General features: G+C 54.4%; 31 protein-coding genes. 22 read left to right on the forward strand and 9 right to left on the reverse strand.

The window, feature by feature from the left end:
- Positions 1-92 precede the first annotated feature (92 nt).
- Together B9L21_RS04205 and B9L21_RS04210 are read left to right on the forward strand one after the other, a co-directional pair.
- Positions 93-305: a hypothetical protein gene (locus B9L21_RS04205; protein WP_063165355.1), complete on the forward strand. Its 213-nt coding sequence runs from the start codon at positions 93-95 to the stop codon at positions 303-305.
- 148 nt (positions 306-453) lie between these two features.
- Positions 454-1,821: a glycoside hydrolase family 1 protein gene (locus tag B9L21_RS04210; protein ID WP_063165356.1), complete on the forward strand. Its 1,368-nt coding sequence runs from the start codon at positions 454-456 to the stop codon at positions 1,819-1,821.
- A 26-nt stretch (positions 1,822-1,847) separates the two neighbouring features.
- On the opposite strand, the gene B9L21_RS04215 is transcribed toward B9L21_RS04210, so the two are convergent.
- From B9L21_RS04215 to zwf, 4 genes are all read right to left on the reverse strand, one after another.
- Complete coding sequence (locus tag B9L21_RS04215) at positions 1,848-2,264, reverse strand: PIN domain-containing protein (protein WP_033009041.1); 417 nt, start codon at positions 2,262-2,264, stop codon at positions 1,848-1,850.
- Positions 2,265-2,576 carry an AbrB/MazE/SpoVT family DNA-binding domain-containing protein gene (locus tag B9L21_RS04220; protein WP_033009042.1) on the reverse strand — a complete coding sequence of 104 codons (312 nt, stop codon included), beginning with the start codon at positions 2,574-2,576 and terminating at the stop codon, positions 2,265-2,267.
- A 241-nt stretch (positions 2,577-2,817) separates the two neighbouring features.
- Positions 2,818-3,435, reverse strand: coding sequence for a cyclase family protein (locus tag B9L21_RS04225; RefSeq protein WP_063165357.1), 618 nt, complete (start codon positions 3,433-3,435; stop codon positions 2,818-2,820).
- A gap of 119 nt (positions 3,436-3,554) precedes the next feature.
- Positions 3,555-5,048, reverse strand: coding sequence for a glucose-6-phosphate dehydrogenase (gene zwf, locus B9L21_RS04230; RefSeq protein ID WP_063165358.1), 1,494 nt, complete (start codon positions 5,046-5,048; stop codon positions 3,555-3,557).
- A 173-nt stretch (positions 5,049-5,221) separates the two neighbouring features.
- On the opposite strand from zwf, the gene rnz reads away from it, so the two are divergent.
- On the forward strand, positions 5,222-6,142 hold the full coding sequence (gene rnz / locus B9L21_RS04235; RefSeq protein WP_063165359.1) for a ribonuclease Z: 921 nt from the start codon (positions 5,222-5,224) through the stop codon (positions 6,140-6,142).
- Here rnz and namA read toward each other — a convergent pair.
- Positions 6,139-7,161 (reverse strand): NADPH dehydrogenase NamA, encoded by a 1,023-nt coding sequence (gene namA / locus B9L21_RS04240; protein WP_063165360.1) that lies wholly within the window; start codon positions 7,159-7,161, stop codon positions 6,139-6,141. The two genes, rnz and namA, sit on opposite strands and share 4 nt — an antisense overlap.
- A 145-nt stretch (positions 7,162-7,306) precedes the next feature.
- Positions 7,307-8,146, reverse strand: coding sequence for a pyrroline-5-carboxylate reductase ProI (gene proI, locus B9L21_RS04245; RefSeq protein WP_063165361.1), 840 nt, complete (start codon positions 8,144-8,146; stop codon positions 7,307-7,309).
- 501 nt (positions 8,147-8,647) lie between these two features.
- On the opposite strand from proI, the gene B9L21_RS04250 reads away from it, so the two are divergent.
- Positions 8,648-9,619: an MBL fold metallo-hydrolase gene (locus B9L21_RS04250; protein WP_063165362.1), complete on the forward strand. Its 972-nt coding sequence runs from the start codon at positions 8,648-8,650 to the stop codon at positions 9,617-9,619.
- Positions 9,610-10,398, forward strand: coding sequence for an SDR family NAD(P)-dependent oxidoreductase (locus B9L21_RS04255; protein ID WP_063165363.1), 789 nt, complete (start codon positions 9,610-9,612; stop codon positions 10,396-10,398). Before B9L21_RS04250 ends, B9L21_RS04255 begins: the two co-directional genes overlap by 10 nt.
- A gap of 129 nt (positions 10,399-10,527) precedes the next feature.
- On the opposite strand, the gene B9L21_RS04260 is transcribed toward B9L21_RS04255, so the two are convergent.
- On the reverse strand, positions 10,528-10,725 hold the full coding sequence (locus tag B9L21_RS04260; protein WP_063165364.1) for a YqzH family protein: 198 nt from the start codon (positions 10,723-10,725) through the stop codon (positions 10,528-10,530).
- A gap of 61 nt (positions 10,726-10,786) precedes the next feature.
- Positions 10,787-11,005 (reverse strand): CDGSH iron-sulfur domain-containing protein, encoded by a 219-nt coding sequence (locus tag B9L21_RS04265; protein WP_020960444.1) that lies wholly within the window; start codon positions 11,003-11,005, stop codon positions 10,787-10,789.
- Positions 11,006-11,087: 82 nt separating this feature from the next.
- Here B9L21_RS04265 and B9L21_RS04270 point away from each other — a divergent pair, with 82 nt between their 5' ends.
- From B9L21_RS04270 to B9L21_RS04285, 4 genes are all read left to right on the forward strand, one after another.
- On the forward strand, positions 11,088-11,432 hold the full coding sequence (locus B9L21_RS04270; RefSeq protein WP_063165365.1) for an iron-sulfur cluster biosynthesis family protein: 345 nt from the start codon (positions 11,088-11,090) through the stop codon (positions 11,430-11,432).
- On the forward strand, positions 11,422-11,661 hold the full coding sequence (locus B9L21_RS04275; protein WP_063165366.1) for a YqkC family protein: 240 nt from the start codon (positions 11,422-11,424) through the stop codon (positions 11,659-11,661). The genes B9L21_RS04270 and B9L21_RS04275 overlap by 11 nt, the downstream gene beginning before the upstream one ends.
- A 236-nt stretch (positions 11,662-11,897) precedes the next feature.
- Entirely contained in the window at positions 11,898-12,143 is a 246-nt protein-coding gene (locus tag B9L21_RS04280) for a YqkE family protein (RefSeq protein WP_063165367.1), read from the forward strand.
- A 15-nt stretch (positions 12,144-12,158) separates the two neighbouring features.
- Positions 12,159-13,358, forward strand: coding sequence for a CynX/NimT family MFS transporter (locus B9L21_RS04285; RefSeq protein ID WP_063165368.1), 1,200 nt, complete (start codon positions 12,159-12,161; stop codon positions 13,356-13,358).
- Positions 13,359-13,425: 67 nt separating this feature from the next.
- Here B9L21_RS04285 and B9L21_RS04290 read toward each other — a convergent pair whose 3' ends face one another.
- Entirely contained in the window at positions 13,426-14,346 is a 921-nt protein-coding gene (locus B9L21_RS04290) for an aldo/keto reductase (RefSeq protein ID WP_063165369.1), read from the reverse strand.
- Between the two features lie 107 nt (positions 14,347-14,453).
- On the opposite strand from B9L21_RS04290, the gene B9L21_RS04295 reads away from it, so the two are divergent.
- The 13 genes from B9L21_RS04295 (at position 14,454) to sigF (ending at position 25,341) form a co-directional block, all read left to right on the forward strand.
- A complete protein-coding gene (locus tag B9L21_RS04295; protein WP_063165370.1) occupies positions 14,454-15,014 on the forward strand; it encodes an NUDIX domain-containing protein in 561 nt (186 codons plus the stop codon).
- A complete protein-coding gene (locus B9L21_RS04300) occupies positions 15,007-16,197 on the forward strand; it encodes a TIGR00375 family protein (RefSeq protein ID WP_063165371.1) in 1,191 nt (396 codons plus the stop codon). Before B9L21_RS04295 ends, B9L21_RS04300 begins: the two co-directional genes overlap by 8 nt.
- A gap of 186 nt (positions 16,198-16,383) precedes the next feature.
- Positions 16,384-17,046, forward strand: a complete 663-nt coding sequence (gene spoIIM, locus B9L21_RS04305) for a stage II sporulation protein M (RefSeq protein ID WP_063165372.1) — start codon at positions 16,384-16,386, stop codon at positions 17,044-17,046.
- Positions 17,047-17,143: 97 nt separating this feature from the next.
- Entirely contained in the window at positions 17,144-17,596 is a 453-nt protein-coding gene (locus tag B9L21_RS04310) for a Fur family transcriptional regulator (protein WP_063165373.1), read from the forward strand.
- A gap of 100 nt (positions 17,597-17,696) precedes the next feature.
- On the forward strand, positions 17,697-17,909 hold the full coding sequence (locus tag B9L21_RS04315; RefSeq protein ID WP_063165374.1) for a YqzK family protein: 213 nt from the start codon (positions 17,697-17,699) through the stop codon (positions 17,907-17,909).
- 6 nt (positions 17,910-17,915) lie between these two features.
- Positions 17,916-18,812, forward strand: a complete 897-nt coding sequence (gene xerD, locus B9L21_RS04320) for a site-specific tyrosine recombinase XerD (protein WP_063165375.1) — start codon at positions 17,916-17,918, stop codon at positions 18,810-18,812.
- A gap of 137 nt (positions 18,813-18,949) precedes the next feature.
- Positions 18,950-20,143: a phosphopentomutase gene (gene deoB, locus B9L21_RS04325; protein ID WP_063165376.1), complete on the forward strand. Its 1,194-nt coding sequence runs from the start codon at positions 18,950-18,952 to the stop codon at positions 20,141-20,143.
- Between the two features lie 46 nt (positions 20,144-20,189).
- Positions 20,190-21,011 (forward strand): purine-nucleoside phosphorylase, encoded by an 822-nt coding sequence (locus B9L21_RS04330; protein ID WP_063165377.1) that lies wholly within the window; start codon positions 20,190-20,192, stop codon positions 21,009-21,011.
- A gap of 18 nt (positions 21,012-21,029) precedes the next feature.
- Positions 21,030-22,331 carry a pyrimidine-nucleoside phosphorylase gene (locus tag B9L21_RS04335; RefSeq protein WP_063165378.1) on the forward strand — a complete coding sequence of 434 codons (1,302 nt, stop codon included), beginning with the start codon at positions 21,030-21,032 and terminating at the stop codon, positions 22,329-22,331.
- A 151-nt stretch (positions 22,332-22,482) separates the two neighbouring features.
- Positions 22,483-23,658, forward strand: a complete 1,176-nt coding sequence (locus B9L21_RS04340; RefSeq protein WP_063165379.1) for a D-alanyl-D-alanine carboxypeptidase family protein — start codon at positions 22,483-22,485, stop codon at positions 23,656-23,658.
- A gap of 125 nt (positions 23,659-23,783) precedes the next feature.
- A complete protein-coding gene (spoIIAA, locus tag B9L21_RS04345; RefSeq protein WP_063165380.1) occupies positions 23,784-24,134 on the forward strand; it encodes an anti-sigma F factor antagonist in 351 nt (116 codons plus the stop codon).
- Positions 24,135-24,575: an anti-sigma F factor gene (spoIIAB, locus tag B9L21_RS04350; protein WP_063165381.1), complete on the forward strand. Its 441-nt coding sequence runs from the start codon at positions 24,135-24,137 to the stop codon at positions 24,573-24,575.
- A 13-nt stretch (positions 24,576-24,588) separates the two neighbouring features.
- Entirely contained in the window at positions 24,589-25,341 is a 753-nt protein-coding gene (gene sigF / locus B9L21_RS04355) for an RNA polymerase sporulation sigma factor SigF (RefSeq protein ID WP_063165382.1), read from the forward strand.
- Positions 25,342-25,538: the final 197 nt, after the last annotated feature.

Consider the following 25,538-nt stretch of genomic DNA (forward strand, 5'->3'; position numbering starts at 1 on the left):
GAGACAACCTGATCCTTTTCTCCCTGGTCCTTAGAGAGAATGTGATAAAATATTAGGTAAAAATAAGTTGCGAAGGAAAGGGGGCAACTATCATGAATAACAGGACAAGAGAGGAACCTGCAGTGTCTTTTCCGGAATTTCTCGAAGAGCTACGTCAAGAGTTACGTGTTCAGCAAAATGGGGGAACTAGTTATCGAAAACAAACGGCACAATTATCATTACAAGTTGCCGAGAAAGCAGGATGTATAGATCCGTTTTTTTTACAGAGAAAGTGCCAAGCGGACAGTTTCTCAATTGCTTTCTAACCTCGATCTTTTTCGTATCGAAGACGTTGATGTTTTGACCGATCTTGCCCCTTTTCCTGTCTTGTTCTGACAAAAGGTAACTGTGTCATCATGGCGCCTGAACATAAGGCGCACGATTATTGTTTGTTTACACGTGGAGGGATTTGTCATGCCATCACAACGCAAATCGATCATTCCCGACGGCTTTTTATGGGGCGGGGCGGTGACGTCGTTCCAGACGGAAGGGGCGTGGAACGAAGGCGGCAAAGGGCTGTCGATCGTCGATGCGCGCCCGATTCCGGAAGGCCATTCCGATTGGAAAGTGGCGGTCGACTTTTACCATCGCTACAAAGAAGACATCGCTTTGTTCAAGGAGCTCGGTTTTACCGCCTACCGGACGAGCATCGCCTGGACGCGCATTTTTCCGGACGGGGAAGGGGAGCCGAATGAAGCGGGCTTGGCGTTTTATGATGCCGTGTTTGACGAGCTGAAAGCGAACGGCATCGAACCGGTTATTACGCTGTACCATTTTGATTTGCCGCTGGCGTTGGCGAAGAAATACAACGGTTTTGCCTCGCGGAAGGTCGTCGATTTGTTTGAACGGTACGCACGCACCGTGTTTGCGCGCTACCGCGGAAAAGTAAACTATTGGCTGACGTTCAACGAACAAAACTTAGTGCTCGAACAACCGCATTTATGGGGGGCGATCTGCCCGGATGATGAAGACCCGGAAGCGTTTGCCTACCGCGTCTGCCATCACGTCTTTCTCGCCCACGCCAAGGCGGTGAAGGCGCTGCGCGAGATCGCTCCCGAGGCGAAGATCGGCGGAATGGCGACGTATTTGACAACGTATCCGGCAACATGCCGACCGGAAGACGCTTTGGCGAACGTGCAGGCGAAAGAGCTGTTCATTGATTTCTTCTTTGATGTGTTCGCCCGCGGCGTTTATCCGCGTTATGTGACGAGGCGGCTAGAGAAAAAGGGGATCCGCTTGCCGCTTGAGGCAGGCGATGAGGAATTGCTGCGCACGCAGACGGTCGACTTTTTGTCATTCAGCTACTATCAAAGCCAAATCGTCCGCCATCAGGAACAGGATGAGCGGATCATCAAAGGTCTTGCGCCGAACCCCCACTTGCCGAAGACGAAATGGGGCTGGGCGATCGATCCGATCGGTTTGCGGATTGCCTTAAAAGACGTGTACGCCCGTTACGAAATGCCGATTTTCATCACCGAAAACGGCATCGGGCTTGAAGAGGAGCTGAATGAGGACGGCATGATCGAAGATGATGAGCGGATCGACTATATGCGCCGCCATATCGAACAAATGAAGCTGGCGATCGAAGAAGGGGTCGAGGTGATCGGCTATTTAATGTGGGGGGCAACCGACTTGTTAAGCTCGCAAGGCGAGATGCGCAAGCGCTACGGCGTCATTTTCGTCAATCGCGATGATCAAAACTTGCGCGATTTGAAGCGCTATAAGAAAAAAAGTTTTTATTGGTTCCAGCGCGTCATTCGCACGAACGGGGAAGAGCTGTAAAAAGAGGCGGGGAAGCCCCCGCCTTTTTACCAGTCTTTAGGGCGGCCGTGGCGAATGTGCAACCGTTTAAAATGTTTGTCCCAAGTCACAACATCTTCTGGGGGATTCGCTTTTGCATGAGCGGCGATATACGCGTCAATGAAATCTACCTTTTTCTCGCCATAATCTCGAAGCGCCTGTTGCACAACATCTTTTTCCTCTGTTTCGATCCCGATCCCGTTGGTAAACTTTAATAAGGCGGCGGAAATGTCGGACGGCGATGCTTGATAGACGGAGGCCAGCACCCAGCAACATTCTGCGACGACGAGTGGATTCAGGCGCAAAATCAATTCCCCTGCTTCTACTTTCTGCAACATGTCCCCAACTTCTTCCGCAAGCTCTTGGGGATGGCCGGTCATGATTCGAATCACGACATTTGTGTCAATCCACAGCTTGCGAGCCACTTAGTTTTCCTCCCCGTCTTTCAATTCTTTTGCTCCCATCGTACGATATACTTCATTTCGGATTTCCTCAACGGGGCGGAACGGCTGATTGGTTTTGAGAATGCCGATTAATTGTGACAAGCGATATTTCTTCGTGACTTCCACTTTTATTTCTCCATCTTGGTTGACAATAAACGTCAGATCATCGCCTTCGGTGAGGCCCAATGTTTTCCGGATTTCAGCAGGAATGACCACTTGCCCTCGGCTGGACAGCTTGCTTGTCGCTTTCATGACGACCGGCGATGGTTGATCCGAAACATTCATTTTCTCCATTGGTGCGTTTCGCTCCTTCCTAAACCCTTTTCATACTTACTTTTATTATACGTCTTATTTGTATGCTTAATCAATCATTGAAAATCATATTATTTTTGGTGTAGTAAGAAATTGTGAGGGGGACAACAACAATGATGAGAATGAATGTTGAACGCTCTTCTACCTACGCTCATGCGTGGAAGAGGGGGCTTCTCGATTTGGAATAATCAAACAGCCGGTCCCATCAAGGGGCCGGCTGTTTTTACGGCTCGCGGTCAAACAGCAAGACGCGCGCCGGGGCGGCATCGGTGCCGACGAGTTTGAGCGGGGCGGCGACCATGAAGTACGAGCCTGGCGGGACGTCTTTTAAGCGCAGCCCTTCGATGACGATGACGCCGGCCGAAAACAGTGTTTTATGGGTCGGGTGGCCTTCTTGCGCCCGTTCGATGCCGAGCGCGTCGATGCCGACGCCGCGGATTGGTTTGGCGGCCAAATAGCGGGCCGCGTCTTCGGCGACGAAAATAAACTCGAAATTGAACGCATCCTCAAACGAATTTTTCGTTTTGAACAAAACGAAGTCGCCTTCCTGAATGTCCAGATGGGCGATGTCGTCTTTCGTGATTCGGTCGTTGACATGCGTCAAATCAAACAGTTTGCACGGGCCGACGAGGCGGTCAAGCGGAATCGTTTCAAATGTCGCGCCGCCTTCAACCATATGAAGAGGGGCGTCAATGTGCGTGCCGGTGTGCACGTCCATGTCAATGCGCGATTCCGTTACATAGCCGTTCGTCACCGTTGTGCGCTTCGGCTGTTTTTCCGGTTTGTTTTTGTAAACCGGCATCCCTTCGTAAATCGGGGCGGTGACATCGTACATGTTCATTGTTTTTTCGCTCCTTTTCGCTTAAGAATAGAGGGGGGCCGATTCGGCCCCGCAAGTAATTGGCTATCAAGTGTCAGGCAGTGGAAAAAGGAAATCGATGGTTGGCGCCGACTCGTTTATTACGGTTTCGGATGCTCAATCGGCCACCAATGGAAGCCGTCTTTTTTAAGCAGTTCGTCGGCCGCCGCCGGGCCCATCGAGCCGGCTTCGTAGTTCGGGAAGTCGGCGGCTTTTGTGTTCGCCCAAACATCGGAAATCACATCGACAAACTGCCATGACGCCGCCACTTCATCCCAGTGGGTGAAGTTCGTCGCATCGCCGCGCATGCAGTCATACAGCAGCTTTTCATACGCTTCCGGCGTGTTGATGCCATCGATGCAGTTGTTGCAATAATCGAGTTGAAACGGGGCCGTCGTTGTCGTCGATTCCCCGGTTTTTTTGCCGTTTAAATGAAGGGTGATGCCTTCATCGGGCTGAATGTGGATGACGAGCAAGTTCGGGGCGATCGTCTCATTCGTCCGGTAATATAAGTTCATCGGCACGTCTTTAAACTGGACGACGATTTTCGTCGATTTTTCCGCCATTCGTTTGCCGGTGCGGATGTAAAACGGCACGCCGGCCCAGCGGAAGTTGTCGATCAGGAGTTTCCCAGCGACGAACGTTTCGGTATTCGAATCCGGGTCGACGTTCGGCTCCTCGCGGTACGCCGGCACATCTTTCCCGCGGATCATCCCACGCCCATATTGGCCGCGCACGAAGTATTGATCGACTTCGTTGTGCGCAATCGGACGCAGCGCGCGCAACACTTTCACTTTTTCATGACGGATGTCATCGGTCGTAAGCCGAATCGGCGGCTCCATGGCCAACAAGGCGACCATTTGCAGCATATGGTTTTGCACCATGTCGCGCAGCGCCCCCGAATGGTCGTAATAGCGGCCGCGGTCCTCAACACCGAGCGTTTCACTTGAGGTAATTTGAATGTTCGAAATAAAGCGGTTGTTCCAAAGCGGCTCGAAAATGGCGTTCGAGAAGCGGATCACTTCGATGTTTTGCACCATTTCTTTGCCAAGGTAATGGTCGATCCGGTAAATTTCCCGCTCGGAAAAAACGCGGCGGATTTCTCTGTTCAGCTTTTGGGCGCTCGCTAAGTCATGGCCGAACGGCTTTTCAATGACAAGCCGTTTAAAGCCGCGCGTATCGGTCAGCCGCTCCGACTGCAGGCGCGATGTCACCGTGCCGAAAAATTCCGGCGCCATCGCCAAATAAAAGATGCGGTTCCCCTCTGTTTGATATGTCTCATCGAGCTGTTCAAGCAGCGCTTTTAAGCGCTGATAGGACTCAGCTTCCGTCACATCAAACGGGTGATAATAAAAATGGGAGGCGAACTTGCCGTCTGCAAGCTCTTGGTTGAGCGCTGTTTCGACGGAGTCGCGCACGTAATGGCGGAACTCATCGGCCGATAACGGGCGGCGCGCGACGCCGACGACGGCAAACCGCTCGTTCAAATGCCCTTTTTCATACAGGCGGTAAAGGGACGGAAACAGCTTCCGTTTTGCCAAATCTCCCGTCGCCCCAAAAATGACGATGATCGATTTCGGGTTCATGTTGTCCACCGTATGTACCTCGCTTTAGCCAAATTTGTCTCTTCAACTAAATCATTGTAGAGATTTGCCGGCCGGAACGCAAACATTTTACCGCTTTTTGGCGCAAAAGAAAGTTGAAAAGCACTCGGCAACATTGTACGCTAACAACAGGCAATGATGACCGAGACAAGGAGTGAATGAGCTTGGAATTGCTGTTTTTAGGCACCGGCGCCGGCGTGCCGGCAAAAGAGCGCAACGTGTCGTCCGTCGCTTTGCAGCTGCTCGAAGAACGGGGGGCGACATGGCTGTTTGACTGTGGCGAAGCGACGCAGCACCAAATTTTGCATACGGCCATTCGCCCGCGCCGCATCGAGCATATTTTCATTACCCATTTGCATGGCGATCATTTATTCGGATTGCCCGGCCTGCTTGGCAGCCGCTCGTTTCAAAGCGGCGAGACGCCGCTGACCGTCTTCGGCCCAAAAGGCGTCCGCCTATTTGTTGAAACGGCGCTTACCGTCAGCGGGACAAGGCTTCGATATGAACTGAACATCGTTGAGATCGACGAAGGCGTCATTTTTGATGATGAGCGGTTTTCCGTCATCGCCAAGCGGCTTGACCACGGCATGCCGTCATATGGCTTTCGCGTCGTGGAAAAAGATTTGCCCGGTCCGCTGTTAGTCGATCGTCTGAAAGCGCTTGGCGTCCGCCCCGGCCCGATTTATCAACAAATTAAGCAAGGGAAAACGGTCGTACTCGAGGACGGCACCGTGCTTGACGGGCGCGAGTTTGTCGGGCCGCCGCAAAAGGGGCGGATCGTCGCCGTTTTAGGTGACACCCGTTTTTGCGAGGCGGCGATTGAGCTGGCGCGTGAGGCCGATGTCGTCATCCATGAGGCGACGTTCGCCGCGGCAGAGCAGCGGCTTGCCCGCGATTATTTCCATTCGACAACAACCGACGCGGCTGAAGTGGCGAAACGAGCCGGGGCGAAGCGGCTCATTTTAACCCACATCAGCTCGCGCTATCAGGGCGAAGCGGCGCTCCAATTATTGGACGAGGCGCGCCGCGTGTTTCCGAACACCGAGCTTGCCGCCGATTTCGCTTCGTTTTCGGTTCCGCGTTAAAACCGCCAGCCGCGCTCGTATTGCACCGGCGCTTCGATTTTTACGCCAAGCTCTTTCGCGGCAGCGTACGGCCAATACGGGTTGCGCAGCAGCTCCCGCGCCAAAAAGACAAGATCGGCCCGGCCGTTATGCAGCACTTCTTCGGCTTGCCAGCCGGAGGTGATCAAGCCGACAGCGCCGGTCGGGATGTCCGCTTCGCGGCGAATGAGTTCGGCAAACGGCACTTGGTAGCCGGGGTAGGCGTCAATGTGCGCCGGCACAACGGCGCCGGAGCTGACATCGACAAGGTCAACCCCTTGTTCTTTCATCCGTTTGGCGTACGGGACATAGTCTTTTGCTGTCAACCCGTCCGGATGGTAGTCGGACGCCGAAATGCGGACGAACAGCGGGCCGTCCCACACTTCGCGAACCGCGCTGATCACCTCGCCCAAAAAGCGGTACCGGTTTTCCGGCGCGCCGCCGTATTCATCTTGACGATGGTTAGAGAGCGGCGATAAAAACTCATTAATGAGGTAGCCGTGGGCCGCGTGGATTTCGATGACGTCAAAGCCGGCTTGTTTTGCCCGCCGCGCACCGTCTTGGAACGCCTGCACCGTCTCTTCGATATCGGCTTTCGTCATTTCTTTCGGCATCGGCGACGACTCATTGAACGGAATGGCGGACGGAGCGATGATTTCTCCCGGCACTTGCGACTTTCTCCCGGCGTGGGCGAGCTGGATGCCGATCGCAGCTCCATGCTCTTTCACGAGCCCAGCGAGTTCGCGAAGCCCATCGATATGATCATCGCTCCAAATGCCCAAGTCTTGTTCGGAAATGCGGCCTTGCGGCGTGACGCCGGTCGCCTCGACAATGATGAGACCAACTTGGCCGACGGCGCGCGCCGGGTAGTGGATTTTATGCCATGTGCGCACCGTGCCGTCTTTCGTCTCGCACGAGTACATGCACATCGGCGACATAACGATCCGGTTTTTCAGCGTCAGCCCGCGGATGGTATACGGCGAAAACAATACCGTGTTCATGGCAAACAGCTCCTTTCCATGCCAATGAATGGTTCATGACTGAATGATAACATGCTGTTTGCCAAAAACAAAATGAAACGGACTGCCGCCTTGTGCGGCCCGGTGCAAGCGGCTGCGGCGTTTGGCGGTGCGCTTTCACAGCCGGTTATGATTCGGCGATCGCAGCGAGCAGGGCGCTGCCGAGCTCTTCGGAGCGGACGGTCGCCCGGCGGATGCAGGCGGCGACAGCCTCTTGAAATCGGTATTGCTCAAGTACTTTAATGCCGGCTTCGGTCGTGCCGCCCGGGCTTGTGACTTCGCGGCGCAGGACGGACGGGTGCTTGTCGGACGCTTTTAACATTTCCGCTGCGCCGATGATCGTCTGCAAAATGAGCGTTTTCGCCACATCGCGCTCAAGGCCGATGTCGGCGGCCGCCTTTTCCATCGCCTCGACCAAGTAATAGACGTATGCCGGGCCGCTTCCCGACAGGCCGGTGACCGCATGCAAATCGCGCTCCGGCACGATAGTGACAATGCCGACCGTTTCAAACAGCTGCTTCGCCGTTTCAAGATGCTGCTTCGAAGCGAAACGTCCGCCGGCGATCGCTGTCGCCGATAAGCCGACGGCTGCGGAGGTGTTTGGCATGGCGCGCACAACGGCGATATCGCGTCCGGCGAGCCGTTCGATCGTCTCGGTTGTAACGCCGGCAAGCAACGACAAAATGAGCTGGTTCGGGCGAATGGCCGGTGCAATCGTCGCCATCGCTTCGGCGACATCTTTCGGTTTCATGGCCAAAATAACGATGTCTGCCTGTTCGGCAGCGCGGCGTGCGTCTTGGGCGGCGCGAACGCCGTACGTGCGCTCAAGCTCTTCAAGCCGGGCGCGGTTTTGGCGGTTTGTCACGACGATTTGCGCCGGATGGCAAAACGTTTTCGTCATGCCGGCGATGAGCGCTTCCGCCATCGAGCCGGCGCCGATGAAGGCAATGGACCGTGCTGTTGTCATCGCATTCACTCCTTTTTCTTGTTATGGGGCAAAAGAAAAAGGTTTCCCGTCCTGCAAAAGGACGGAAAACCTTCGTTTCCGCGGTACCACCTTTTTTGGCTCGTTTGGCCTCAGCCGAACGAACCCGACTCTGCCCCGATAACGCCGGGGAGGCGTTTAGGTTGGCCTAACAGCTCCTAGGGTAGGTTCAACCGCAAAGAGGGCAGCGAAGCCTTCCAGCCGCGGGCTTCGCTCTCTGGCTGCCGTTTCCGGTTTACTGGCCCTGTTCATCGCCGTTTTTGCCGTATCGTGATTTTATTTGTCATTATGCCGCGGGACAAGTGTGATTGTCAAGAGAGGAGCACGAATTTTTTTGCAATTTCAAGCGCACGGAAGAAAAAGGCATGACAAATGGATGAAATCGTTGTAAACTGTAAAATACAATATAATGAATGACCATTCATTTCGCTCCAACGGTTTGAACGGGATGGTTGATGAACTTAAGGGAAAGAAGGGAATGGGATGAACAAGGAACGAGTGCATCGGATCACGGTGCCGACGCCGTTTCCGGTCGGGGATGTGCATATGTATGTGATCGCCGGCGATCGGCTGACGTTGGTCGATGCCGGAGTGAAAACAGAGGAAGCATGGCAGCAGTGTATACAACGTCTTGGCGAGATCGGTTATCGGCCGGAAGATATCGAACAAATCGTCATTACCCATCATCATCCGGATCACGTCGGTTTGCTTGATTATTTTCCGCATGCGCCGATCATCGGTCATCCGAAAGCCGATCCGTTTTTGCGCCGCGACCGCTCGTTTATGGACAAGTACGTTCGATTTTTTGAGGAATTTTTTTCCGAATGTGGCGTCGACCGCCGCTTGTTCAGCCAGTTGTCTAAAGAAGGAAGATCGCTTCGTTACGCGAGCCGGAGAGCGATCGATATCGCCGTCACGGAAGGGGATGCAGTGCCGGGATTACCGCGCTGGCGCGTCATCGAAACGCCGGGGCATGCGCAAAGCCATATTGCGCTTTATCGCGAGGACGACGGGCTGTTGATCGGCGGCGACCATTTGCTTTTGCACATCTCCCCGAACCCGATGATGGAACCGCCGGCTGAAGGGGAAACCGAGCGGCCGAAACCGCTGCTGCAATATAACGAATCGCTCGAAAAAATGTTGCAGTATGACATCGCCCGCTCGTTAAACGGCCATGGCGACGATGCGACTGACATTCCGGCGCTCGTTCGTGAGCGGCTGGCCAAGCAGCGCCAGCGCGCCGAGCGGGTGCTCGACATGGTGAAAGAACGCCCTCATACGGTGTTTGCCGTGTGCCAAAAGCTGTTTCCGACCGCGTACGAACAAGAGCTGATGCTGACGATGTCCGAGACGATCGGCCAACTGGACTATTTGGAAGCGAATGGGTACGTGAGGAAAAAGCAGGAAGACGGTCATTACATTTATGAAGCGGCGGGGGTGTCGGTGTGCGGTTAAAGGGGTGCCGTGTCGCCATTACCGGGGCATCTGGCGGCATCGGCGAGCAAATCGCTTACGAAGCGGCGCGGCAAGGGGCAATGCCGGTGCTGTTGGCGCGCAGTGAAGAAAAACTGAAAGAAATCAGCGTGCGGATTGAGGCACAGACCGGCATTCGCCCCCGGTATGCGCGGCTAGATGTCGGCGATCGGGAAATGGTTGAGACCGTTTTTTCCCGGTTGATTGCGGAGTTGGAAACGGTTGATGTGTTGGTCAATAACGCAGGGTTTGGCGTCTTTCGCTATGTCGAGGACATCGACTTGGCGGAAATGGAACGAATGTTTGCCGTCAATGTCTTCGGCTTGATTGCTTGCACGAAGGCGGTGTATTCTCATATGAAAGAACGGGGGAGCGGCCACATTATCAACATCGCCTCGCAAGCCGGCAAAATCGCGACGCCAAAGTCCGGCGTCTACTCGGCGACAAAACATGCGGTCATCGGATTTACCGACAGTTTGCGCCTCGAGGCGAGCCGGTTTGGCGTGTTTGTCACCGCTGTCAATCCCGGTCCGGTTGAAACCCGATTCTTTGATCTAGCGGATGAAGCGGGCGACTATGTGCGCAACGTCTCGCGCTGGATGCTTCGGCCGGAGGCGGTGGCCAAGCGCGTCGTAGCGGCGATGATGACCCCAACGCGCGAAGTGAACATGCCGGGCTGGATGGATATGGGCAGCCGGTTGTACCGGCTCGCCCCGGGGCTTGTGGAAAAAGTGGCGAAACGAGCGTTTTTCCAAAAGTAAACGGCTGGCCTTAGTGCAGGGCCAGCCGTTTCATTTCCATGAAAATCCTGTGCCGGTGAGCGGTGATTTTCATCCTCGGGTCGCGGGCAACACGCTGCCTATGGACCTTTTCGGTGAAAGAGATATCAATCAAGCGCTCGTAATAAACCGGTAAACGGCATCATGGACGAGCTCATACATGTCGGCGTCTCGATGCTTTTCTTTGGCGGCGGCGATATGGGCGCAAAGGTCGCGCCATTCGTCCTTGCCAAGCGGCATCATCTCATCGTCGTAGCCATAGTGGCGCAAGCAGTTGCGCACTTGTTTTTGCAGCCATCGTTCATCCATCGGTTCCACCGTCCGTTGTGAAACTTGGGCAAGGTTTTGATGTGGGCAGGGACGCCGCTTGTCACTGTTCATCCGTTTCCGGGGACGGAGCGCGGACGACCGACTGAAAACGGCCTTTATGCGAGCCGTCGCAAAACGGCTTGTTGTTCGACAGCCCACAGCGGCAGAGGGAAAACGTTTGCTTCGTTACAAATGGCTTTCCTTCGCCGTCCAAAAGCTCCACATCGCCAGTGACGCGGAGCGAACCGTTGTCGTTGACTTTGATTTGCACTTTTGCCATCGAGTTTTCCTCCCTTTCGTTTTGACAGTCTTGCGTGCCAACAGGTAGAATAATAAAGAAACAAACGGAAAAAGGAGCAACGATGAGCGTGAACATCACGTTTACTGACGCAGCAAAAGAAAAGCTTACCCCTATTGTAGCCCAATCGGGGCGGCAGTTAAAGCTCAAATATGACACCGACGGCTGCGGCTGTTTAGTCGACGGCGTGCCGGCGCTATGGCTCGTTGACGAGGCCGATGAGGACGACCTTGTCGTTGAGACAAACTTCGTTCCGGTGCTTTTAGAGCGGTCGCGGCTCATCTTTTTTGATGAGACGATGACGATCGATGTCAAGCCGGGTACGGCCGCCTTTCAGCTAAAAAGCCCCGGGCAAATGTTAAACGGGCATATGCCGCTTGTGAAGGTGGGATCGGACGATGAACGGTAAACTTCGGCAGCTTGCGGAGACGGCGAAGCAAAAAACTTGGGTGTCATTCACCCATGAAAACGACCCGTACAGCTTGCTGCATTGGTCGGTCGCCGGTCCGTACCAAGACAAAAAGGACGTGTGGCTTTTGCAAAATGAGATGACGTTTGAAACGAAAGAGTTTGCGACGCTTGATGACGCGATCACCTGGCTCGGCGAGCATATGCCGCACATTACCGAGGTGCTGTAAAAACCGTAACCGGGCCGGTTACGGTTTTTCTATTATCTTCCTTATTGCGGGCTGTTTTGCCGCTTTGTCGGATGGATCGCTTTTTCCAGCTCTTCTTTGGCGATTACCGGTTTGACCGTATCGGCGGACGGTTTTCCTTTTTGAGCGCGGTTTTTAGCCATCGGTCATCTCTCCTTTTCCATATCGTTTAGTTGTATCGTTTGACAAATAAGCGGCTGTTATGCAAGGAGGTAAAAATGGTGAAAACATATGCGGGGCGGAAAAAAGAGCGAGAGCAGTCGACGGTGACGCTCGCTGACCGGCTTGGCGCCGACATCGAAGCGAAGCTGCTTGCGAAAAAGCGGGCGCTTGCCGAGGAACAACAGCGGCGCCGGGCGGCAGAAGAAGCGCGGCGCCGCGAGGAAGCGCGCCGGCGCGACGAGCGGAAGTCGTTTGCCGAGCTGCTCGAAGAAAGTGAGCTTGACTGGCGCAAGTTTAAATAAAGGGGGAAACGATGGATGAGGCAAAAAACTGCGGCGGCGAGTACAGCGACTTCTTCGTTATTCATGACAGCCGCGGTCGTCGCCTTGGCTGCCAATTTGCGCGCACCGATCACCACGGTCGGCCCGCTTGTGCCTGAACTGCAGCGGGAGCTCGGCCTTTCCTATGCCGCCGCCGGAGCGCTGACGACGATTCCGCTGTTGGCGTTTGCTTTACTGGCGCCATCGGCCGCTCTGTTTGCCCGCCGGATCGGGATGGAGCGGACGCTATTTTATTCGCTCGTCGTCTTGCTTGTTGGTGAACTCATCCGCCCGCTCGCAGGCAGCTCTTGGCTGTTTATCGGCACAGCGCTGATCGGTGCGGCGATCGCTGTCAACAACGTCCTTATGCCGGCGCTTGTCAAAGACGCGTTTCCTGGGCGGGTCGGCTTAATGATGGGGGTCTATACGGTGACGATGAACGTCAGCGCCGCTTTTGCTTCCGGTCTTGCTGTTCCGCTCGCTGATGAGTGGGGGATCGGCTGGGAAGGAGCGTTTCGCTTTTGGGCGTTGCTTGCTCTCATCGCCATTGTCATTTGGTTGCCGCAAATCCAGCGCCGGAAATCCGCTGCTGCTCCATCAGGAAGTCGGCGCTCGTCATTTTGGCGTTCATGGCTCGCCTGGCAAGTGACGCTGTTTATGGGGCTGCAATCATTTTTCTTTTATTGCGTCATTACATGGCTGCCAGAGCTTGGGCAAGGAAAAGGAATGGCAGCCGATACAGCCGGCTGGCTGTTGTTTTTCTTTCAGTTCGCCCAGCTACCGATGATGTTCTTGTCTCCGCTGTTGGCTGAGCGGATGAAAGATCAGAAAGTGTTGATCGCCTCATCAGTGCTGTTGAAAGTGGCGGGGACGGCCGCTTTATTGGTCGGTCGAGGATGGTGGCTATGGGCGGGGGCGTTCTTTGCCGGTGTCGGTGCCGGCATGTCGTTTTCCCTCGCCATGATGCTGTTTACGCTGCGGACGCGCCGCCCGCTCGAGGCCGCTCAGCTTTCTGCTATGGCTCAGTCTGTCGGCTATTTGCTGTCGGCGGCCGGCCCGCCGCTGTTTGGCGCGTTGTATGATGCAGCCGGTCATTTCATCCCTCCCCTCGTTTTATTGCTAATCGTTTGCGCGGCCATGATGGTGTTTGGCTTGGGGGCAGCAAGGGACAAGTATGTAGATGATGAGGTTGCCTGACGAGAAGGGAAAAAATGATGAAAAAAGAGCCCGCAAGCGGCCATGTTGGCGCTGTGGGCCCTTTTCTTTACCGGTGCATTTCATAGATCGAGCGCTTCGTCACTCGTTTTAACCATTCGTATTCGTCAGCGTCAAGCGGCGGCGCGGATGCGGCGGCGATGTTTTCCTCAAGCTGCTCGAGCCGGCTCGCCCCCGGAATGGCGGCGGCGACGATGGGATCATACAGACAAAACTGAAGGGCGGTTGCGGTCATGGAACGGTGGCTGCCCGTTTTCTCTTTCAGCTTCGGGATGAGTGTTTGCAGTTCGCTGTACGAGTAATCGAGATAGCCGTGTTCTTTCACCGCCGCCTGCGCCGCTTCGATTGGGCGGTCGGTAAGCAAGCCTTTAGCGACCGGGCCGCGGGCGATGACGCTGATGTTATGTTCGCGCAAGAGCGGGAACCACTCTTCCGGGCGGCGGTCAAGCAGGCTGTATTGCATCATGACGCTGACGATGTTCGAACGTTTCACATATTCGCGAATGACGTTCGGGCGGATCGAGGAAATGCCGTACCAGCGGATGACGCCTTCTTGTTTTAACTCCTCAAACGCTGCAATCGTCTCGTCGATCGGATCGTCGATCGTGCCGCCGTGGAGCTGGTATAAATCAATGTAGTCCGTTTGCAGGCGGCGCAGGCTGTCTTTGACCGCTTGTTTGATATGTGATTTGGACGGATCCCAATCCCAGCCGCTTCCGTCTGCGCGCCAACGGTTGCCGACTTTGGTCGCGATGATCACTTGATCGCGTTTTCCTTTCACGGCTTTGCCGACAAATTCCTCGTTCAAGCCGCGGTCGTATAAATCCGCTGTATCCAAGTAGTTGATGCCGCGCTCCAGCGCTTCGTGAATGAGGCGGATCGCCTCGCGTTCGTCGGTACCAAGCGACATGCAGCCGAGCCCGATTTCGCTCACATACAAATCCGATGTGCCGATGCGTCGTTTGTTCATTGCATTCCGCTCCCTTCCTGCATCTTCATTGTACAACAGGGGCGAAAAAATGGCCAAGTATGTAGTACAATGGAAAAGAATTGATCAAACGATAGGGGAGAAGAACAATGGATCAGTTGTACGAAAAAACCGTCCGCCGGGAAAAACTGTTCAGCGGCCGCATCATCGAACTGTATGTTGAAGACGTGGAGCTGCCAAACGGGAAAACAAGCCAGCGCGAGGTGATTAAACATCCGGGGGCGGTGGCAGTATTGCCGCTCTTGCCCGATGGAAAGATCGTCCTTGTCCGCCAGTATCGAAAAGCGCTCGAGCGCGCATTGGTTGAAATTCCGGCGGGCAAGCTAGAACATGGGGAAGAGCCGCTCGCTTCCGCGCGCCGCGAACTCGAAGAAGAGACCGGCTACCGTGCCCAATCGATGCGCCATCTCATTTCGTTTTATACATCGCCCGGATTTGCCGATGAGCTCATCCATTTGTACGTCGCTGAAGGGCTCGAACAAGTCGAAGATGGCGCCGGTTTGGATGAAGATGAATTTGTCGAACTGTTGGAAGTGACGTTAGAGGAGGCGTTGGATATGCTTGAACGACGCGATATTTACGATGCGAAAACGGCGTACGCCTTGCAATATTTGCAGCTGCGCCGCGCGCTCGGGGAACGGCATGCTTAACGAAAAAACCGATGGCGGCCTCGGCCGCTATTACGCTGATCTACATATTCATATCGGCCGCACCGCCTCCGGCCGCCCGGTGAAAATTACGGGGGCGCGGACGTTGACGCTCGCCAACATTTTGCATGAAGCGGCGCACGTGAAAGGAATTGATTTGGTCGGCGTCATTGACAGTCATGTGCCGGAAGTGCTCGATGAGCTCGAACGAGCAATGGACGGACACGGATGGCGGGAACATCACGGGGGCGGCATTGACGCCGGGAACGTGACCTTGCTGTTAGGCAGCGAAATCGAAGTGTACGACGACCGTTGCCACGGACCGATCCACGTCCTCGTTTTTTTGCCGACCGTTCAAGCGATGCGCGCCTTTTCCACTTGGCTTGGCGAACGGGTGAAAAACGTATCGCTCAGTTCGCAGCGCATTTACGCTTCAGGACGCGAGCTGCAAGCGACGGTGAAGGAACAGGGCGGCTGGTTTATTCCGGCGCATGCGTTCACCCCGTTTAAAAGTTTGTACGGAAAAGGGGTCGAACGGAGCTTAACGGAAGTGTTCGACCCCGATCAAATTGACGCTGTCGAGCTGGGATTGAGCGCTGATACGGCGATGGCTGACCAAATCGCCGAGCTGCACCGTTATCCGTATTTGACGAACTCTGATGCCCACTCATTGCGAAAAATCGCCCGCGAATATGAACAAGTGCGGCTGGCCGCCCCGACGTTTGCCGAGCTGGAAAAAGCGTTTCGGGGCGAGGACGGGCGCGCGATCGTCGCCAATTACGGCTTGAATCCAAAGCTTGGCAAATACCACCGGACGGTGTGCGAACGCTGCCTGACGCCGGTCCCGCCTGAGGCCGAGCGCTGTCCGGCGTGCGGCCACCATCGCTTCATTAAAGGGGTATCAGACCGGCTCGAGGAGTTGAAAACGGCGGAGCACGGACCGAAGCGGCCGCCTTACATATATCAAGTGCCGCTTGAATTTATCCCCGGGCTCGGCCCGAAGGTGTACGAAAAGCTGCTCGGCCGTTTCGGTACGGAAATGCGCGTGCTGCATGAGGCGGCGGAGGAAGAGCTCGCCGATACGGTCGGGGAAAAGCTCGCCCGGCTGATCGTGCTCGCCCGCAGCGGCGCGCTCGCCATCGAAGCCGGCGGCGGCGGGAAATACGGAAAAGTGCAGGAGAAATGAGCGCGGAGAAAACGCCGCGGGGAAGACCCTGCTCGACAAACGAGCGGCCGTTTGCCGTGCGCAGGCGGAGCGATGGTGATGAAAAGCGGGATTGCCAGCGGGCAATCCCGCTTTTTTGAAAAACAGTCATATACGAAGCGGATGGACATACAATCTACTAAGAGACAAATGGGAGGACGAAGCACGATGAGAACCCATCCGTTGAAATCGGCCATCGCCATTCACTTGCGCGAACACGCCTCACTATACGTGTTTGTGATCGTCCTGTTTTTAATGGGCGTTATTTTCGGCGCTATTGTCGTCAACAGCCTCGGCTTCAGCCAAAAGCAAGACTTGTACTATTACTTGACGCAATTTTTTGGACAAGTATCGAAAGACAATTTGGCGAGCGCCCATGATATGTTCCGTCAAAGCTATATGCATAACGTCAAATACATCGCCCTCATGTGGGTGCTCGGCATTTCCGTCATCGGACTGCCGGTCATTTTGGTTTTACTGTTTTTAAAAGGCATTGTCGTCGGCTTCACCGTCGGCTTTTTGGTCAACCAAATGAGCTGGCAAGGATTTGTATTGTCGTTTGTATCCGTCATGCCGCAAAACTTGATCGTCATTCCGCTCATGCTCGTGATGGGCGTGATGTCGATATCGTTTTCCTTGCGGATGGTGCGCAATCAGTTTATGAAACGGCCGCACGAGCCAGTGTTCCCGATGGTGATGCGCTATGCCGCGGCGATGGCCGCGGCCGCCTTCGGGCTGCTTGTCTCTTCGGCGGTGGAAGCGTACCTTTCGCCGGTATTGATGAAGCAGACGGTCAAATGGGTGATCAACTTAATAACAATTATTATATAATAATCATTATTGTTCTCTTGTAATAGTTATTTTACTTTGATACTTCCCTCGTACATTTGTTATAATGGGAGGTGAATGGCGAGGGAGGAATGAAAACATGGAAGATCGTTTGGAACGGATTAAGAAGCAGCTGCACTCGGCTGGCTATAAGCTGACGCCGCAGCGGGAAGCGACGGTAAGGGTCCTGCTCGAACATGAAGAGGATCATTTAAGCGCCGAAGACGTCTACCTCCTCGTAAAAGAAAAATCCCCAGAGATCGGCTTGGCGACTGTTTATCGGACGCTTGAGCTGCTAACCGAGCTGAAAATTGTCGATAAAATCAATTTCGGGGACGGGGTATCACGTTATGACCTCCGCAAGGAAGGGGCGGCGCATTTCCATCACCATCTTGTTTGCCTCGAATGCGGCTCGGTGGCGGAAATTCAGGAAGATTTGCTTGAGGACGTCGAAGCCATTGTCGAACGGGAATGGAAGTTTAAAATTAAAGACCACCGCTTGACGTTTCATGGCATTTGCCACCGCTGCCAGCAAAAACATGAAGAAAAATAAAACCTTTTCCAGTGGGAAAGGTTTTTTTGCGTATAAATAGGGAAACAAATGGCATATCCTCATACTAGCAAGTGGGCAAGCAGCCGATGGGGAGGGTGCCATGAAAACGGTTTGGCAAATGGTGAAAGTATTTCTTTTGTTTACGGGATGCACCATTTTATTTTATTATAGTCTTGTATGGTTTCATCGCGAGTACGAATATTATCACCGATACGATGAACCGGGAGGATCGGCGGTGAAAGTATCGACGACCGAAAGCGCGCCTCCGGACTGGCTCAACCGGCTATTATTTTTTTATCGCGACGGGGAGTAGAGAACATTGGAACATGAATTAAAGGATTTTCTGCACTATTTGACGGTAGAGCGGAACTTGGCGCACAATACGATCATTTCGTATGAGCGGGATTTAAAGAAATATGTCCGCTACTTGCGCCACGTCGAGCAGCTTGAGGCGCTGGGCGAAGTCGGACGCCTGCATATTCTCCATTTTTTAAAGTTTTTAAGCGAGCAAGGGCAGTCAGCGAGGACGATTGCCCGCTATTTGGCGTCGATCCGTTCGTTCCACCAGTTTTTGCTGCGGGAGAAAATGGCGGCGCAAGACCCGACCGTCCATATCGAAACGCCGCAGTTTGAGCGAACGCTGCCCAAAGTGCTGTCCGTAGAAGAAATCGAAGCGCTTATGGCGGCGCCGCAGACGAATACGCCGTTCGGTTTGCGCGACAAGGCGATGCTGGAGCTGCTGTATGCGACCGGCATGCGCGTCAGCGAGTTGGTGCAACTCAACCTCGGCGACGTGCATTTGACGATGGGGTTTGTCCGCTGTTACGGGAAAGGGCGGAAAGAGCGGATCGTGCCGATCGGCCGGATGGCCATTGAAGCGCTTACCCGCTATTTGGAGCACGGGCGCCCGCAGCTTGTGAACCCGCACAAGCGGGCGACGGAGGCGCTGTTTTTGAACCATTACGGCCAGCGCTTAACAAGGCAAGGGTTTTGGAAAATTTTAAAACGGCTTGCCAAAGAAGCGGGCATTGAAAAAGAGCTGACGCCTCATACGCTCCGACACTCGTTTGCGACTCATCTGCTTGAGAATGGGGCTGACTTGCGCGCCGTTCAGGAGCTGCTTGGGCATGCTGACATTTCAACGACACAAATGTATACACACGTGACGAAAACGCGCCTCAAGGACGTGTATAAACAGTATCATCCGCGCGCCTAGCCACGGCGGTCGCTGTACGCTAGGCGCGCTCCTATGGATCTAGTTGTCAGACTTCTGACCAATGTAATGAAGGCGTGTTTTGCCGGAAATAGGGGAACGATAGGAAAGAGACACGATTTTTATTGGAAGCGGGAGGAATGAATGTGAAAGCACCATACCGGCGCGTATTTTTAATTGTGCTCGATTCGGTCGGCATTGGCGAAGCGCCTGATGCCGAGAAATATAACGACAAAGGGGCGGACACGCTCGGCCATATCGCCGAACATCGCGGCGGCTTGCACATGCCGAATATGGCCAAGCTTGGCCTGAGTCATATCCGCGAGATTCAAGGGGTGCCGAAAGTTGACCATCCGCTCGCCTACTATACCAAAATGAAAGAGGCATCTGCCGGCAAAGACACGATGACCGGCCATTGGGAGCTGATGGGTCTTCGCATCGACAAGCCGTTTCGCGTTTTTCCGGATGGGTTTCCGGACGAACTCATTGCCGAACTCGAGCGGCGCACCGGGCGGAAAGTGATCGGCAACAAGCCGGCGAGCGGGACGGCGATCATCGAAGAACTCGGTGAGGAGCATATGAAAACGGGGGCGATCATCGTCTATACATCAGCCGACTCCGTCTTGCAAATCGCCGCCCACGAACAGGTCGTGCCGCTTGACGAGCTGTACCGCATTTGCGAAATCGCCCGCGAGCTGACGCGCGATGAGCCGTACATGGTCGGGCGCGTCATCGCTCGTCCGTTCATCGGGACGCCGGGCCGCTTTGAACGGACGCCGAATCGGCACGACTATGCGCTCAAGCCGTTCGGCCGCACGGTGATGAACGAACTGAAAGACGCGGGGTATGATGTCATCGCCATCGGGAAAATTGCCGATATTTACGACAATGAAGGGGTGACACAGTCGCTGCGGACAGCGTCGAATATGGACGGCATGGATAAGCTCGTCGACACGCTCGGCATGGATTTTACCGGGCTCAGTTTTGTCAATCTCGTTGACTTTGACGCCAAATACGGCCATCGCCGCGACCCGCAAGGATACGGCGATGCGCTCGAAGAGTTTGACGCCCGGCTTAACGATGTGCTGCCGCGGCTGACGGCGGATGATTTGCTCATCATCACGGCCGATCACGGCAACGATCCGGTGCACCACGGGACGGACCATACACGCGAATATGTGCCGCTTTTGGTGTACAGCCCGCGCTTTCAAGGCGGAAAGCCGCTCCCGATCCGCGAAACGTTCGCCGATGTCGGGGCGACGATCGCCGATAATTTTCACGTCCGTATGCCGCCTTATGGAACAAGTTTTTTAGCGGAATTGGCACAATTGTAACCGCCGCCATGGCATGATGAGAACAGGATGTGAGGGGGAACAAGGAATGGATCGACAAGCGATTGAAAAAGCAGCTGATGTTTTGCGCCAGCGTATGCCGGCACCGCCCGCCATCGGCTTGATTCTCGGTTCGGGACTCGGCGTGCTCGCCGACGAAATCGAGGAGGCGGTTCGCATTCCATATGAGGAAATTCCTGGATTTCCGGTATCAACGGTCGAAGGGCACGCCGGCCGGCTCGTGTGCGGCCGGCTTGAAGGGGCGTCGGTCGTCGCGATGCAAGGACGGTTTCATTATTATGAAGGATACTCGCTTCGCGAAGTGACGTTCCCCGTCCGGGTGATGAAGGCGCTCGGCGTCCGCGAACTGATCGTAACGAACGCCGCCGGCGGTGTGAACGAGCAGTTCCGCCCCGGCGATTTGATGATGATCTCCGACCATATCAATTTGCTTGGCACAAATCCGCTCATCGGCCCGAACGACCCGGAGCTTGGTCCGCGCTTCCCGGACATGACCGAAGCGTACAGCCGGCGCCTGCGCCAGCTCGCCAAAGACGCGGCGGCAAGGCTCGGCATTCGTTTGCACGAAGGGGTGTATGTCGCCAACATCGGCCCGTCGTACGAAACGCCGGCAGAAATTCGTATGATCCGTGTGCTCGGCGGCGATGCGGTTGGCATGTCCACCGTCCCGGAAGTGATTGTCGCCCGCCATGCCGGCATGGAGGTGCTCGGCATTTCGTGCATTTCCAACTTAGCGGCTGGCATGACTGATGCTCCTCTCCATCATGACGAAGTCGTCGAAACAGCCGAGCGGGTGAAAGCCGACTTTTTGCGGCTCATTAAAGCGGTTGTCGCCGAGCTGGCGAAATAAGAAGAAAAGGTGATCGGGATGAGAATGGTCGATTTGATTGCCAAAAAGCGCGATGGGCAGGCGCTGACGAACGAAGAAATTGAATGGATCATCCGCGGCTATACGAACGGGGATATTCCCGACTATCAAATGAGCGCGTTGGCGATGGCCATTTATTTTCGCGGCATGACCGATGAAGAGACAGCGGCGTTGACGATGGCGATCGTGCACTCCGGCGAGGTCATCGATTTGTCAGGCATTCGCGGCGTGAAAGTCGACAAACATTCAACAGGCGGCGTTGGTGATACGACAACGCTCGTGTTAGGCCCGCTTGTCGCCTCCGTCGGCGTGCCGGTGGCGAAAATGTCCGGGCGCGGTCTCGGCCATACGGGCGGCACGATCGACAAGCTCGAGTCCGTGCCCGGATTTCATGTGGAAATGAGCAAAGACGAATTTCTCCGGCTCGTCAATGACAATAAGATCGCCATTATCGGCCAAACCGGCGACTTGACGCCGGCGGACAAGAAGTTGTACGCGCTCCGCGATGTGACCGCGACTGTCAACAGCATTCCGCTGATCGCTTCCTCGATCATGAGCAAAAAAATCGCCGCCGGGGCTGACGCCATCGTCTTGGATGTAAAAACGGGCGCCGGGGCGTTTATGAAAGAACTCGACAGGGCGCGCGAACTGGCCCGGGCGATGGTCGATATCGGCAAGCGTGTTGGGCGGCAGACGATGGCTGTCATTTCCGATATGAGCCAGCCGCTCGGTTATGCGGTTGGCAACGCCCTGGAAGTGAAAGAGGCGATCGCTACGCTGAAAGGGAACGGGCCGCGTGATTTGACGGAGCTTTGTTTGACGCTTGGCAGCCATATGGTTTACTTGGCAAGGAAGGCGCCGTCGCTCGATGAGGCGCGCCGCCTGCTTGAAGAGGCGATCCGCGATGGGGCCGCCATCGCGGCGTTCAAAACGTTTTTGGCGGCCCAAGGCGGCGATCCGTCGGTCGTCGACGATCCGGGCAAGCTGCCGCAAGCGGCGTATACGTTTGCCGTTGCCGCTAGCGAGGACGGTTATGTTGCCGAGATCGTTGCGGATGAAGTCGGCACCGCCGCCATGTGGCTCGGCGCTGGTCGGGCGAAAAAAGAGGACGCCATCGACTTGGCGGTCGGCGTCGTGCTCCATAAGAAAGTGGGCGATCGTGTGCAGAAAGGGGAAGCGCTCGCCACGATCCACAGCAATCGGCCGGACGTGCGCAACGTCGAAGAAAAGCTTGCCGCCGCCATTCGGCTCTCGCCGCAGCCGGTCGCTCCGCCGCCGCTCATTTACGAGACGATCGTGTAAAAAAAGGTCGTTGCGATGTACAAGAAAAGACGCCGTCGCTCATGGAAAAACGCTCGAAACGTTTGTTTCGGGCGTTTTTTATTTTAGCCCGTTTGTATAAAAATATCTCTGTTGGAAAAAATGTCATGTATAAAGAATGGAGGTTTGGGAGATGAAAACGATAGTCATCCGTCTGCTTTTATTGCCGCTGCTTCTTTTCCTTCCCCTTTCCGTGTATGCTGAGGAGAAAGAACCGAAGGGGGCAAAGGCTGAATTGGCTGACGAGGCGAAGTCGGCCATCCTAATTGAACGCGACACCGGCAAGATCCTATATGAAAAGAATCCCCATGAAAAACTGCCGCCGGCGAGCATGACAAAAATTATGACGATGTTGCTGATCATGGAGGCGATCGACGAAGGAAAGCTCTCCTACGATGAGAAAGTGCGGGCAAGCGAGTATGCCGCTTCGATGGGCGGATCGCAAATTTTTCTTGAGCCAGGCGAGGAAATGACGGTCGATGAACTGCTGCGGGCGATCGCCATCGGTTCGGCCAATGACGCTTCTGTCGCCATGGCCGAGCGGATTGCCGGGTCGGAAGAAGCGTTTGTGGAGATGATGAACGAAAAAGCGAAAGAACTAGGCTTAAAGGATACAAATTTCGTCAATACGACCGGTCTGCCGGCTGAGGAACATTACAGCAGCGCCTATGACATGGCGATGATGGCGCGTGAACTATTGAAATATGAGGACATTACAAACTATACGAGCAAATACGAAGACTATTTGCGCGAAAATACGGATAAAAAGTTTTGGCTTGTGAACACCAACCGGCTTGTCAAGTTTTATCCGGGTGTTGACGGGCTGAAAACCGGCTTTACGAGCGAAGCGGGATATTGTTTGACGGCGACAGCGAAAAAGAACGGCATGCGCGTCATTGCCGTCGTTTTTGGAGCGCCGACGCCGAAATCGCGCAACGCGCAAATTACAAAAATGCTCGATTACGCGTTTCACCAATATCAAGCCCATCCGGTGTATAAGCGCAACGAAACAGTCGCCCGCGTCGATGTCAGCAAAGGGAAGCAAACGTCGGTCGCAGCCGTGACGTCGGAGCCGGTGTCGGTGCTGACGAAAAAAGGACAGTCGATCGAGCAAATCGAAAAAGTGATTAAAGTGAAAGATCGCGTGAAAGCGCCGATTCGAAAAGGCGATGAGCTTGGCGTCCTTATTTTGAAGCAGGATGGAAAAGAGATTTTGCGCAGCCCGATCGTCGCCAAACAAACGGTGGCAGAGGCTAGTTTTTGGGATTTGTTCAAGCGTGTGTTCGGCCGTTTCGTTCAGGCGGGGTAATGTCAATTTTTGCTGCCTTTCCACTCTCTTTGGCGAACGGCCACTAGTTTTGTCGGGCGGCAGGATTTCCGGCGGGCGGCAGCGAAACTTCTCCGTATCCTGAAATGGACAAGGAGGAACACGCTGTGAGTCTCGCGATCAACCTGGAAGTGAAGCAAGACGTGCTCATCGTTCGCCTCTCTGGAGAGCTTGACCACCATACAGCGGAGGAATTGCGCGAGCAAGTGACGGACGTGCTCGAAAACCGGACAGTCCGCCATATTGTGCTTAATTTAGGACAGTTGACATTTATGGACAGTTCCGGTCTCGGCGTCATTTTAGGGCGCTATAAGCAAATTAAAAACGTCGGCGGGCAAATGGTCGTTTGCGCTGTGTCGCCGACGGTCAAGCGCCTGTTTGACATGTCGGGGCTGTTTAAAATCATCCGCTTTGAAGCGGATGAACAATTTGCTTTGCAGGCATTGGGGGTGGCGTAAATGCGCAATGAAATGCACCTCCAATTTTCCGCCCGCAGTGAAAACGAGTCGTTTGCCCGCGTGACGGTGGCGGCGTTTGTCGCCCAGCTCGACCCGACGATGGATGAGCTGACGGAAATCAAAACAGTCGTCTCGGAGGCGGTGACAAACGCCATCATTCACGGCTACAACAATGATCCGAACGGCATCGTCTCCATTTCCGTCATCATCGAAGACGGTGTCATCCATTTGACGGTGAGAGATGAAGGGGTCGGCATCGCCAACATCGATGAAGCGCGCCAGCCGCTGTTTACGACAAAGCCGGAGCTCGAACGGTCAGGCATGGGCTTTACGATTATGGAAAACTTCATGGATGAAGTCGTTGTCGAGTCGGAAGTGAACAAAGGGACGACCGTTTATTTGAAAAAGCATATTGCCAAAAGCAAAGCGTTATGTAACTGAGGGAGACATGCCTATGGATGTCGATGTCAAGCAAGATCAGTCGCCAATCAAAGACCAGGAGATGAAGGAGCTGATCCGCCGCAGCCAGGAAGGCGACCAAGAAGCACGCGATGAAATTATCGAAAAAAATATGCGCCTCGTCTGGTCGGTCGTCCAGCGTTTCTTAAATCGCGGCTACGAACCGGACGACTTGTTCCAAATCGGCTGCATCGGCCTGTTAAAATCGGTCGACAAGTTTGACTTATCGTATGACGTCAAGTTTTCGACGTACGCCGTACCGATGATCATCGGGGAGATCCAGCGATTTCTCCGCGATGACGGTACGGTGAAAGTCAGCCGTTCACTGAAAGAGATGGGCAATAAAATCCGCAAAGCGAAAGACGAGCTGTCAAAAACGCGCGGGCGGGCGCCGACGGTCACCGAAATTGCCGACTATTTGGGCATTTCACCGGAAGAGGTCGTTCTCGCCCAAGAGGCAGTCCGCTCGCCGGCGTCGATCCATGAAACGGTGTACGAAAACGACGGCGATCCGATCACGCTGCTCGATCAAATCGCCGATGCCGACGAGGCGTCATGGTTTGACAAAATCGCCTTAAAAAAAGCGATCGAAGAGCTCGACGAGCGCGAAAGGCTCATCGTCTATTTGCGCTATTACAAAGACCAAACCCAGTCCGAAGTGGCATCAAGACTCGGCATCTCTCAAGTGCAAGTATCCCGGCTGGAAAAGAAAATATTGCAGCACATAAAGGAAAAAATGGACGGGTAGTCCATTTTTTCCGCATTGGGCGGGAAAAAGGGGACGGGTAGTCCATTTTTTCCGCATCATGCAACAACTGAAAAAATTTCCGTCAAAAGAATGGGGATTGTTCGGCCCATTCTTTTCTATTTTTATGAAATTGATGGTGAATGCCGACAAGCTGCATGATCCTTTTTTCAGCCAAACAAACTAAAGAAAAACAAAAT

The sequence above is a fragment of the Geobacillus uzenensis genome, assembly GCF_002217665.1.
GTDB lineage: Bacteria > Bacillota > Bacilli > Bacillales > Anoxybacillaceae > Geobacillus > Geobacillus subterraneus.

Excerpts from the sequence above, each read along its gene's own strand:
- B9L21_RS04225 (WP_063165357.1), bottom strand. The coding sequence starts at position 3,435 with ATGAACATGTACGATGTCACCGCCCCGATTTACGAAGGGATGCCGGTT.
- spoIIM (WP_063165372.1), top strand. The coding sequence starts at position 16,384 with ATGAGAACCCATCCGTTGAAATCGGCCATCGCCATTCACTTGCGCGAA.
- B9L21_RS04270 (WP_063165365.1), top strand. The coding sequence starts at position 11,088 with ATGAGCGTGAACATCACGTTTACTGACGCAGCAAAAGAAAAGCTTACC.
- B9L21_RS04340 (WP_063165379.1), top strand. The coding sequence starts at position 22,483 with ATGAAAACGATAGTCATCCGTCTGCTTTTATTGCCGCTGCTTCTTTTC.
- namA (WP_063165360.1), bottom strand. The coding sequence starts at position 7,161 with ATGAACACGGTATTGTTTTCGCCGTATACCATCCGCGGGCTGACGCTG.
- B9L21_RS04265 (WP_020960444.1), bottom strand. The coding sequence starts at position 11,005 with ATGGCAAAAGTGCAAATCAAAGTCAACGACAACGGTTCGCTCCGCGTC.
- B9L21_RS04310 (WP_063165373.1), top strand. The coding sequence starts at position 17,144 with ATGGAAGATCGTTTGGAACGGATTAAGAAGCAGCTGCACTCGGCTGGC.
- deoB (WP_063165376.1), top strand. The coding sequence starts at position 18,950 with ATGAATGTGAAAGCACCATACCGGCGCGTATTTTTAATTGTGCTCGAT.
- B9L21_RS04290 (WP_063165369.1), bottom strand. The coding sequence starts at position 14,346 with ATGAACAAACGACGCATCGGCACATCGGATTTGTATGTGAGCGAAATC.
- B9L21_RS04275 (WP_063165366.1), top strand. The coding sequence starts at position 11,422 with ATGAACGGTAAACTTCGGCAGCTTGCGGAGACGGCGAAGCAAAAAACT.
- B9L21_RS04220 (WP_033009042.1), bottom strand. The coding sequence starts at position 2,576 with ATGGAGAAAATGAATGTTTCGGATCAACCATCGCCGGTCGTCATGAAA.
- B9L21_RS04315 (WP_063165374.1), top strand. The coding sequence starts at position 17,697 with ATGAAAACGGTTTGGCAAATGGTGAAAGTATTTCTTTTGTTTACGGGA.
- B9L21_RS04285 (WP_063165368.1), top strand. The coding sequence starts at position 12,159 with ATGAGGCAAAAAACTGCGGCGGCGAGTACAGCGACTTCTTCGTTATTC.
- B9L21_RS04295 (WP_063165370.1), top strand. The coding sequence starts at position 14,454 with ATGGATCAGTTGTACGAAAAAACCGTCCGCCGGGAAAAACTGTTCAGC.
- proI (WP_063165361.1), bottom strand. The coding sequence starts at position 8,146 with ATGACAACAGCACGGTCCATTGCCTTCATCGGCGCCGGCTCGATGGCG.
- B9L21_RS04335 (WP_063165378.1), top strand. The coding sequence starts at position 21,030 with ATGAGAATGGTCGATTTGATTGCCAAAAAGCGCGATGGGCAGGCGCTG.
- B9L21_RS04330 (WP_063165377.1), top strand. The coding sequence starts at position 20,190 with ATGGATCGACAAGCGATTGAAAAAGCAGCTGATGTTTTGCGCCAGCGT.
- spoIIAB (WP_063165381.1), top strand. The coding sequence starts at position 24,135 with ATGCGCAATGAAATGCACCTCCAATTTTCCGCCCGCAGTGAAAACGAG.
- B9L21_RS04260 (WP_063165364.1), bottom strand. The coding sequence starts at position 10,725 with ATGGATGAACGATGGCTGCAAAAACAAGTGCGCAACTGCTTGCGCCAC.
- B9L21_RS04300 (WP_063165371.1), top strand. The coding sequence starts at position 15,007 with ATGCTTAACGAAAAAACCGATGGCGGCCTCGGCCGCTATTACGCTGAT.
- sigF (WP_063165382.1), top strand. The coding sequence starts at position 24,589 with ATGGATGTCGATGTCAAGCAAGATCAGTCGCCAATCAAAGACCAGGAG.
- B9L21_RS04210 (WP_063165356.1), top strand. The coding sequence starts at position 454 with ATGCCATCACAACGCAAATCGATCATTCCCGACGGCTTTTTATGGGGC.
- B9L21_RS04280 (WP_063165367.1), top strand. The coding sequence starts at position 11,898 with ATGGTGAAAACATATGCGGGGCGGAAAAAAGAGCGAGAGCAGTCGACG.
- B9L21_RS04250 (WP_063165362.1), top strand. The coding sequence starts at position 8,648 with ATGAACAAGGAACGAGTGCATCGGATCACGGTGCCGACGCCGTTTCCG.
- B9L21_RS04205 (WP_063165355.1), top strand. The coding sequence starts at position 93 with ATGAATAACAGGACAAGAGAGGAACCTGCAGTGTCTTTTCCGGAATTT.